Origin of the sequence: Streptomyces sp. ISL-100, assembly GCF_018614615.1 — a bacterium.
Lineage (GTDB): Bacteria > Actinomycetota > Actinomycetes > Streptomycetales > Streptomycetaceae > Streptomyces.
Map to the genome: position 1 here is coordinate 48707 of NZ_JAGGOK010000067.1, position 9620 is coordinate 58326.

Annotated in this window: 6 protein-coding genes and 3 pseudogenes; 2 read left to right on the forward strand and 7 right to left on the reverse strand. The window is 67.1% G+C overall.

Annotation, left to right across the window (positions count from 1 at the left end; translation table 11 throughout):
• Positions 1–78: 78 nt before the first annotated feature.
• From J7E89_RS28680 to J7E89_RS28695, 4 genes and pseudogenes are all read right to left on the reverse strand, one after another.
• Positions 79–270, reverse strand: a complete 192-nt coding sequence (locus J7E89_RS28680; RefSeq protein WP_214977355.1) for a hypothetical protein — start codon at positions 268–270, stop codon at positions 79–81.
• A 250-nt stretch (positions 271–520) separates the two neighbouring features.
• Positions 521–976 (reverse strand): annotated as a pseudogene (locus J7E89_RS28685) (DUF6585 family protein); the annotation flags it as partial.
• A 249-nt stretch (positions 977–1225) separates the two neighbouring features.
• Positions 1226–2605: pseudogene (locus J7E89_RS28690) on the reverse strand (Hsp70 family protein); the annotation flags it as partial.
• Positions 2606–3113: 508 nt separating this feature from the next.
• Entirely contained in the window at positions 3114–4340 is a 1227-nt protein-coding gene (locus J7E89_RS28695; RefSeq protein WP_214977357.1) for a serine hydrolase, read from the reverse strand.
• Positions 4341–4769: 429 nt separating this feature from the next.
• Here J7E89_RS28695 and J7E89_RS42475 point away from each other — a divergent pair.
• Together J7E89_RS42475 and J7E89_RS28700 are read left to right on the forward strand one after the other, a co-directional pair.
• Positions 4770–4886: pseudogene (locus J7E89_RS42475) on the forward strand (IS5/IS1182 family transposase); the annotation flags it as partial.
• Positions 4887–5031: 145 nt separating this feature from the next.
• Complete coding sequence (locus J7E89_RS28700; protein WP_214977358.1) at positions 5032–6498, forward strand: membrane-associated oxidoreductase; 1467 nt, start codon at positions 5032–5034, stop codon at positions 6496–6498.
• Between the two features lie 106 nt (positions 6499–6604).
• Here J7E89_RS28700 and J7E89_RS28705 read toward each other — a convergent pair whose 3' ends face one another.
• The 3 genes from J7E89_RS28705 to J7E89_RS28715 form a co-directional block, all read right to left on the reverse strand.
• On the reverse strand, positions 6605–7432 hold the full coding sequence (locus J7E89_RS28705) for a tyrosinase family protein (protein WP_214977359.1): 828 nt from the start codon (positions 7430–7432) through the stop codon (positions 6605–6607).
• A 51-nt stretch (positions 7433–7483) separates the two neighbouring features.
• Positions 7484–7894 carry a tyrosinase cofactor gene (locus tag J7E89_RS28710; RefSeq protein WP_214977360.1) on the reverse strand — a complete coding sequence of 137 codons (411 nt, stop codon included), beginning with the start codon at positions 7892–7894 and terminating at the stop codon, positions 7484–7486.
• Positions 7895–8755: 861 nt separating this feature from the next.
• A complete protein-coding gene (locus J7E89_RS28715) occupies positions 8756–9169 on the reverse strand; it encodes a DUF3995 domain-containing protein (RefSeq protein WP_214977361.1) in 414 nt (137 codons plus the stop codon).
• Between the last annotated feature and the right edge of the window lie 451 nt (positions 9170–9620).

Here is a 9620-nt window from a genome sequence, read left to right on the forward strand (position 1 = left end):
CGGGCAACCGGTGCCTGTACGGCCGCGGCAGTCTCTTCGACCGGCTCCCGGTCGCGAGGGATACAGCCTGGCTTCGTTTCAGCCGCCGGTGCCCAGCCCGCCGGCACGGGCGATGCCGTCCAGCTCGGTGTCGACGGCTTGCCGCTCGGTGTCCCAGCCGATCTCCAGCGGGCAGTGATGGCGCGCTGCCGCGGTCGAGGCGGTGGTGGCGCGGGGGTGTCGTAGGAGTCGCTGGTGGGTGTGGTGGGTGCCGGAGTTCAAGGCCGCCATTTCTCCGCAGCCGTACAAGCGACGTCACGGGGCCGCGGCCGAAACTGTGGCACTCGCTCGTCGAGCTGCCCAGCCCGGCCGAGGCAACAGCGATCCGGCTCCCCGTCAACCCCGCGCTGCACGTCTTCGGCATGTGGCTGGTCCAGGACCGCTCTGTGCGTTGAGGACGGTGGCAGGGGACCTGCCGCGGCTGCACCACGCCCGGGGGCAGGGGGGGGAGGAGCCCCTAGCTGTGGCCTGGTCCGGTCGGTCATGCGGACGCGCGCAGGTGTTCCGCGAGCGCGTGAAAAACGAAGAAGTTCGGGATATGGCTCACTTTCGTCCTCGCCGGGGGGAGCCACTTGCCCGCCACGTTGAGTGAGAGGGTCCCGGCCTCTACCGAGACCTGCTCCATCTGGTCCCATGTGATGGATCTGCCGTATGCCGTCACCGCGTCCCGGCTTACCGAGATGTCCCCGAACGAGACTGTTTCTCCCCTACGGACGGCAGCAAGGGCAATGGGTAGTTGCGCCTCGGTCACAGCATCCTGGATGACGGGGCCCCAGTGCTCGGGGTGAGGGATGGCTTCTGGGAGCAGGAGAGTCTCGCCGTCCGGGCCGTTCAGGGTGTAGACGTGGGATCTGCCTTGGGAGACGCCGTAATGGTAGTGATCGACAACCTTCTGGCGCACCGAGAGCGCATCCCAGCGGTAGGCGGTGGGCCGCCCCTGCGAGTCGACGACGACAAGCCCCTACTCGAAGAGCTGGAGCTGCGTGTACCGCCGGGTGGCGTACCGCCCCACCAGGAAGAAGCCTCCGAACACCAGCGCCAACAGCCCGCAGACAGCCACTTGGTACATGTTCGGGGCGGCGATCCCGATACCGGTCAGCACCAGGAACCCGGCGGAGAGGACAGCAGGGACCATGAGCCCCCGGGTTTTCGCGTGATACGTGGCCTGGTGACCCCCGAGACGTTCACGCTCTACCGCCGTCGATATCTGCTCGGAGGGTGGTTCGCCGTTCGCGCTCTCGGCTTGCTCGGCCTCGGGCTCCGCAACCGTCGCCACGGCGACGCCCTCCCGCAGAGGTGCGGCGCCGCCAACGCCGACCATCGGCCACGCCCTCTGGCTGCTCAGGTCCTTCGCAAGGACGCTCACGCTGCCGTTGGCGTCGATTTCGAGGGTGACCTCAATGCGTGGGACACCACGCCGGGCCGGCGGCAGCCCTCAAAACGACTGTGCCCACTCGGTGGTTGTGGGCTGCGAGGTGGTGCCCGCCCTGGTAGACGTGGAACACGATGGACCGGTCGTCACCGTCGGCCATGTCTTCGGCGGTGGTGAAGATCTCAGAGCGCTTGGTCGGGAACGTGGTACTGCGCTCGATGACCAGCGTCATGACGCCTCCCGCTGTCTCGACACCCAGAGGCATCGGGCCTGCAGCGAGGCGCCGATCGCCACGACCTCGTCCGCATACGTGGCACTGCTCGGCTTCTTGCCGCCCGTCAGTTCGCACATCAGGTCCGCGACCGCCGGCATCCGGGAACCACCGCCGACCAAGACGACGTGGTGGATGTCCCGTACGGGGACGGCCGCATCGTTCAGCACTTGGTGGACCGGCGCCTTGCAGCGCTCCAGCAGGCCACGGGTCAGCTCCTGGAACCGGGCCCGGGTCACGCGCTCGTCCAAGTGCAGCGGGCCTCCGGCGGAGGCGGCGAGATAGGGCAACTCGATCGTGGTCTCCGCGGACGACGAAAGGTCGATCTTCGCTGCCTCGGCCGCCTCCCGCAACCGCTGCATAGCTGTCTCGTCCCCGCACAGGTCCACGCCGTGCAGGTTCTCGAACCTGGCGACCAGATCGTCCGCCACGGCTTGGTCCCAGTCGTCGCCGCCCAAGCGGTCGTCGCCGCTGGTGGCCTTCACCTGGACGACGTGTTCGCCGTCCGCGTCTCGGGTGATGTCCACCAGCGACACGTCGAAGCTGCCACCGCCCAGGCGCACGACAAGCGCTGTTCTTCCGCTCTTGCTCAGTGCGTAGCCCAGGCCCGCAGCGGACGGCTCGCTGATGACGCGCAGCACGTCGAGGCCGGCGAGCTCGCCGGCCTCCCGGGTGGCCTGCCGCTGACCTTGGCAGAAGGACGCCGGAACAGTGATCACCGCCGCGGTCACCTTCTCGCCGAGGTACGCCTCGGCGTCCCGCTTGAGCTTGCGCAGCACGAAGGCGCTGATCTGCTGCGCTCTGAACGTCTTCTCGTCGATCCGTATCGTCCAGTCGGTGCCCATACGCCGCTTGACCGAGCAGATGGTGCGACCGGCATTGGTGACGGCCTGGCGTCGGGCGGCCTCGCCGACGAGCACTTCGCAGGCTCTGGTAGGTCAACCCCCGTACCAGGCAGGAACCTGGAGGCGGCGGCATCCGAAGCGGATGCCTCGGTAACCCTGTAACTCTGCCTGGCCCCCGGGCGCAGCGGTCCTCGAGAACCTCACCGCGTAGTCAACGCGGCCCATGACAGAGAACAACGGTGGCACGTGCGGTTGGTACCGACCTTGAAACGACCGACTCGGCCGTCTGCGAGCAGGCCGACCATTCAGGGCATGGATGGCGTGGTGACGGTCGGCTCGTGGGTGGGGCGGGCGAGCGTCCAGGAGTCCCCGGATTTCTGCCACGGCGAGTGGGGCGAGGCTGGTGGGCGAGGGCGACAAGGAAGGCGTGGGCGAGCATGGCCAGGGTGATGTGCCGGTACGAGCCGGCGTAGCGGGGGACCTCGTTCCTGTTCGGCGGACCTTTCCCCACCCAGCCCCCCTGGCTCGAGAAGGGCGGGGTGGGGAAACACGTCTGCCACAGGCGCCAAGAGCTCGTGGGCGTGGTCTAGTGAGGGAAGGCGGCGAGGGAGTGTGTGAGCTGTACCGTCGGAGACGACGACTTGTCGGGCGGGGCAGGGATCTTGTCGCAGAACTCCGCCTCGATCACGTTGACGTAGAGCGATGCATCCTGCAGCCAGTCACCGTTGATGTTGAACGTCAGCTGGTGTTTCCCGTCTTCCGTGCCGACCATCGCGGAAAGGGAGCCGTTCGTACGGCCGCTCTTGCCCACTACCTTCACGCCGCAGGACAGTTTCGCGAACTCGAGCCCGAGCCCGTACCCAACCCCCTCGCCCGCCGACACCTCGTCAAGCATCTCCTTCATTTGGGCAGCGGGCATCAACTCGCCCCGTAACAACGCACGGTGGAAGCGGTTGAGGTCACCGTTCGTGGAGATGATGTCGCCGGCCGCGCCCAGCCAGGTCATGTTCTGCTCGGTGGCGTCATGGATCTTGGCGTCGGGAGCGTCCTGGTGGAGGCGGGAGTAGCCGATGGGGTGCGGGTTCGGCATCTGTGGCGCCGTGCCGGGGAACGACGTCCCGCGCAGCTTCAATGGCCGGATTATGCGGCGGGTGACCTCCTGCTTGTACGAATGGCCCGTTGCCCTCTCTATGACCATCCCGGCGATCACAAAGTTGGTGTTCGAGTACGACGGCGCCTTTTCCGGATCGGGCCTGGGCGGGTACTTGAGCGCGATCGCCACGAGTTCATCGGGCGTATGGGTGTCGTACCGGTGCTCTGGAAAGCCGAGGCCTGCGGCGTCGTGCAGGAATGCGCGATCGTCGGTGTAGTTGGCGATGCCGCTGGTGTGGCTGAGGAGTTGGCGCAAAGTGATCTTGCCGCCGTCGTACCCGTTGCCCTGCACCAGACCGGGCAGCCATGTCTCGACGGTGTCGTCCAGGCTCAGTCTTCCTTCCGCCTCCAGTTGGAGCAGGACGGTCGCGATGAACGTCTTGGTGATGCTGGCCCCGCGGAAGTGGTCGCCGGCCGAACGCTTGCGGCCCGTGGCAGTGTCCGCGTAACCCGCCGCGCCGGACCACCTCCCCTTGCCGTCCTGGGCCTTGGCGGCCACTCCGGGAAGTCCGCCCTTCTCGACCAGATTATGCAGTGCGGTCCGGGTCGCCTCGTGTCCGCGCTCTGGTTGCGCCGCGTGCGCGGACGGGGTGAGCGTGGCCGCTCCCACGGCTACGGCCAGTGACAGGGCGAGTAAGGCGGTATGTGCCCGCTGCTTCATAGATGGGGCCTCCAGGTCACCGAGGGGCCCGTCGAGCCCCTGCGGTGTGAGTGACGCCGAACGCGGGGGCCAGGGTTGAGGGTTGAGACTTACGCCTTCGTCGGCACCATCGGGTACGTCATTGACGTGCTGCTGCTGATGTGGGCTCTCATGCTGCGCTGCCCAAGGCACACGCACCTGACCGCCGCAGTGTCTCTCCCCGGCGCCCCCGTGCGTTTGGGCGAGGCGCGGCGTTGGTGGTTCGGACGGGGACGACAAACCGCAGCCCGTCGATCGAGTCCAGCAGGCCATCTCCCCAGTACACGATTGGCACTTGCCCTGGGGGGCTATCAGCGCCGCGTTCGGCGCGCAGGCGGAGCTGGTCGACGCACCAGCCGTGCCTGGGTCAAGAGCTCGTAACCGGGTTCCGGCCCCGCCTCCGCGCCCACCGTGACCAAGGCGTGGGTGGATGCGGGGTTCAAGAACGCCGTCGTCGAGCACGGCGCCCGGCTCGGCATCAACGTCGAGATCGTGCAGCGCCAGGTGGGCGCGAGAGGGTTCGCGCCGTAACCCAAGCAATGGGTGGTCGAGCAGACCCCGGGCACCCGGCGAGGCACGGGCGGGGGCGGGGGCGGGGGTGGAAGGATGTCGGACAGTATGGCGTGCCCGTACGGAAGTTGACAGCCCGAACGCAGCACGTCAGAGTCCCGGCGTGAGCGAGACCAACGATCTGACGCCGGCCGAGGTACGTATATGGCGGGCCTTTCCACGAGGTGAGTCCGTGGACTTCCGCGCCGCCGAGAACGAGGATCCGGCGCTCGGCAACACCTGGGGCGCCGAGCGGACCGTACGGGCGAGTGTGCTGCGGGCGCTGCTGATCAAGGCTCCGCAGGAGGAGGGGGAGATCGCCGCGCTCAAGATCACGGGGGCGCGGATCACCGGCGTACTGGACCTGAGGTACGCCACGATCGACGCCGCCATCCGGCTGAGCAGCTGCCAATTCGATGGCGTTCCGGACCTGTACGGCGCCCAGCTGCGCCAGCTCAATCTGAGCAATTCCGTTCTGCCGGGCCTGACCTCGGCGACCTTGCGGGTCGAGGGGGTGCTGCGGATGACGGACTGCCGTATGCGGGGGCCGGTACGGCTTGGCGGGGCGCAGATATCCGGGGCGCTGTTCATGGAGCGCGCGGAGTTCACGGCGACGGACGACTCCGAGCCGGTGCTGCAGCTCAACCAGGCCACGATCGGGGACGACTTGTGGGCGCCAGAAATGCGCGCGCACGGACAGGTACGGCTCACTGGCGCCTCCGTCGCCGGGCGGGTCAACGTTCAGGACGCCGTGTTCAACAAGCCCGATGGCACCGCGCTGGACGCGCAGAACCTCAACGTGGGAGCCCATGTACGGGCGCGGTGTGTACGTGCCCAGGGCCGGGTCGAGCTCCGAGGCTCGCGCATATCGGGCCGTCTCGACCTACTCCACGCCCACCTCTCGCATCCGGGCGACACGGCACTGCGGGCCAGCAGTTGTGTCATCGGTGAACTCTGGCTGCGCAGGGGCGATCGCATCGAGGGCGCCCTGAATCTACGGCGTTCTCAAATAGAGATCCTGACCCTTGAACCGGAGATGCTGCCGGACCAGGTGTATCTCAGCAATCTCACATACACCGTACTCACCCCGCACGAGCCCGCCGAACGCCGCCTTCCGATGCTGGAGCGGGACGGCGAGCGGTATGAGCCGCACGGCTACGAGCAGCTGACGGCGGCCTACCGCCATGTCGGTGACGACGACGCGGCCCGGCTCGTCCAACTCGCCAAGCAGCGCCGCCGACGCACGACGCTCACCTGGTACGGGCGGCTGTGGGGGTATGTCCAGGACGCCACCGTCGGCTACGGCTTCCGCCCGTTGCGCGCAGCCGTCTGGCTGCTGTCCCTCATGACCATCGGATCGATCGCGTATGCCCTGGACCACCCACGCCCCATCAAGACAGGAGAGGCCCCTGACTTCAACTCCGTTTTCTACACCCTCGACCTGCTCCTGCCGGTCGTCAACTTCGGCCAGGAGCCGGCGTTCGCCCCTGACGGCTGGCACCAGTGGCTGTCGTACGCCCTGATCATCACCGGCTGGACCCTGGCGACGACGATCGTCGCGGGCGTGACCCGTACGGTCAGCCGCCAATGACCCTCTCCAGGGCTCGCGAAAACCTCGTAGAACGCCCTCTCCGAAAGCGGCGCTGGGTGCAGCGGAGGAGGCGCAGTGCTTTCATTGATGAGGGGTGGGGCTCGGGCTACGCCGCGGTGTCGTACGTGTAATGCCTGGTGTGATCCAGCATGTCGGCGGGCGTCACGTCGTTCCAGGGACGCATGACGTCATTGAGGCTCACCACGCTGGGTGTTCGGGCGGCAGGCAGGTACGTCGATCCCGGGTGCCGAGCCTGCCACTGGGCCCAGAGCCGGTCTATGAACGCATGATGCAGCCAGAAGACCGGGTCGTTGGGGGAGACACCGGTGGCCATCTGTCCGCCCACCCACACATGTACGCGGTTGTGAAGGTTGACGCCGCGCCAGCCTTCCAGGTGGTTGCGGAATCCGTCGGACGCGCTGTTCCAGGGCGTCGTGTCGTACGTGGGCATCGCGAGCACGGAGTCGACCTCCGCACGAGTGGGCAACTGCTGTCCGCCGGAGCCGAGGGCTCGGCGGAGAAAACCACGCCCGTCGACCCGTACGGACACCGGCCACTTGCCGGAGGTGGCTGCGAAGGCGCCGTCGCTCACTTGCCCGTCCCTGCTTCGGCCGGTACCGCCCAGGAAATCGGCCGCCCACAGAGAGGACGTGGGGGAGCGGTCCACAGTCCAGTCCCAGTAGGGCAGTGCCACGTCCGGGTTCACTGTCTGGAGAGCCTGCTCGAACTGTATGAGGAACCTGCGGTGCCAGGGCAGGAAGGACGGCGAACGGTGGCCCACACGGTCTCCGTTGTCGGTGTCGCTCATGATGAACGCGTTGTGGGTGGTAACAAACGTGTCGTAACGCCCGCTGCGCTTGAGCTCGAGCAGCGCGTCGACGAAGCGGCGCTTCTCGGCGGGGGTGAGGTTCGCCTGGTTCTTGCGTACGGTCATGGGAATGCCTTCGGGTTCAGGGTTGGACGGCGTTGCTGGATGGCGGTGACGTCAGACCAGCGGTTCGAGCTGCGATCCCTGAAGCTCGACCACGGCGGCGCGAGCCACGGCCCGCGGGCCGGCGAAGGTCTCGTAGTGATTGACAACGCTGATCCACGTGCCGTCGGCGTTCTGCATCACGTGCAGCTCCTCGCCGTCGATGTGCACGGAGTAACCGGCGCCGTGGTGTCCTCCGTGATGTGACGGCGCGCCTTGTATGCGACGTCCTTTGAAGGACTCGTCGAACGGCTTCGGCTGTGTGGGTGTGTGCCCGGAGCCTTCCGGGGAGTGGGCTTCCCGGGTACGGTGACCGGCGGCCGGAGGGCCGGAGGGCTCGGCCGTTCGCGCGAAGCCCGTCAGGGCGAGGCCGGCCAGAGCCGTGGCGGAGGCGCCCAGGGCGCGGCGTCGGCTTATTTGAGACATGGGTGTTCCCCCTGGTTATTGCGAGTCGATGCGAGTTGATGCGCCCGGGACCCCTGTTGCGGCGCTGGGCAGCAAAGTGACGACCCCTCACCGGGGAACATCCGGCTGGTCAGGCCGTCCGGGCCCCGGCGGGCCTGACGGGGAATATGACTACAGCCTTATGTCCGGCAGGGCGAAGTCGCCGTGCAGTCTTTGGTCGCTATACGGACAAGGGGCCACACATAGTGCGGATTTGAACCAAGTCGATCTTCCTGTGCTGCTCGTTGCGTTGAGATTGATCCGAAGATTTTGCGGAGAAGGTAGGGAAGACGTGAAGGATTTGCTGCCGCATGCTGGCAACCGTGGCAGTCGTCACGCCCGGAGGCTGTCCGGATTTGTAGGTGGGGCTTGAGCGAAGGAGTGCAGGCTCTACGGAGCGAGGCGCCGGCCGAGTGACTCGAGGATCTCGATATGTCCGCCGGAGCATCGGTCGTGGTCGTTCAGCAGAAGGCGGACTGTGCGCTCCCGGGGCCGGCCACAGTCGCATGCTTCTGTGGGTTTGTTCGTCCGTGTGAAGCGGGGGCTGCGCAGGATGTCCATGACGACTTCGCAGCATTCCAACCAGTGGTCAATGCTGGGCGTGCTGAAGGTCGGCAGGCCGCCGGAGCTGGACTGGTCGCGTTGCGCGATCGACTGCGTCGGAGTCCGGGCTGCAAAGGCATCTGACAGGACCGATCCGCGCCTTCGTCGGCACAGCCGCAGTCCCCATCTGCCAGCACCAACCCACCAAATGACGACGACTCTGTTCACCGATCTCGCACGGCATCGTGACCGTCGCTGCCCATCGTTCTCTGGCTTCGCACGTGACCCGCCGGACAGTTCTTAGCCGACCGCCACCACGACGCCCAGTAGGGCGAGCACGACGCAGAACGGTGCGTACACCCGTCGGTTCAGCCGGTTGTAGAGCTCATTGCCCTTGCTGGTGGTGAATGGCTCGACCAGCCCACGCAGGGCCATGACCGCGACCAGGCCCCAAATGCCCATGGCGTACAGCCAGTCGGGGACGAAACGCAGTCCGTCCCAGTTCGCCGCCAGGGCCACATACGCGGCCCCGACCAGCAACGCCGCCACCAGGGCGGTCAGCAGGGTCGGGATTTCTTCCGAGTCGGGTATGGCCTTCCGGGCCAAGTCCTCCTGGGAAGTGGCCGGCCAGTAGACGCCGACGGCCCAGAGGAAGTGGAGCACGCCGACCGTGAACAGCGCGGCGGCGAGGAGGAGACTGGCGACGTTGATCATGCGGCGCTCCGTCATTCCGTTCGATCAGCAGTGCACGGCATTCGTCCGACGGCCCTGACGATAACCCTCGGCGAAGCGGGCCGGTTCATCGCCCCAACGGTGCTGGTTTCAGGCCCCGCGCCACGTAGTCCGGCATCGGCCATCGGCAGATTGGCCTGCGAGAACCGGCCGGGGGTTCTGACCGGTTTGGCGACTGCCCCATCGAACACTGCCTAGGCGAGGCGCGCCCGCGGCTGGTTCCAGGTCCGCCGATCTGGACGACCGAGGCCGTGATCGGCGGCGTCACTGGAACGCTGCGCTGCCCGCAGCTGTCACCGATCGGTCACCAGTCACGTGCCCGATTCGACCACGGGCAGGGGTGGGCGGCCCTAAAGCCCTGCATCGATGCCTGCGGGCGGTGTTGTGGCCCTTGCCCGTGCCAAAGAGGCTCCCCTAGAAGGCTCGTGAAGAT

Bases quoted from the DNA above. Each gene is read 5' to 3' on its own strand.
- J7E89_RS28680 (WP_214977355.1), bottom strand. From the start codon at position 270: ATGGCGGCCTTGAACTCCGGCACCCACCACACCCACCAGCGACTCCTA.
- J7E89_RS28695 (WP_214977357.1), bottom strand. From the start codon at position 4,340: ATGAAGCAGCGGGCACATACCGCCTTACTCGCCCTGTCACTGGCCGTA.
- J7E89_RS28705 (WP_214977359.1), bottom strand. From the start codon at position 7,432: ATGACCGTACGCAAGAACCAGGCGAACCTCACCCCCGCCGAGAAGCGC.
- J7E89_RS28710 (WP_214977360.1), bottom strand. From the start codon at position 7,894: ATGTCTCAAATAAGCCGACGCCGCGCCCTGGGCGCCTCCGCCACGGCT.
- J7E89_RS28715 (WP_214977361.1), bottom strand. From the start codon at position 9,169: ATGATCAACGTCGCCAGTCTCCTCCTCGCCGCCGCGCTGTTCACGGTC.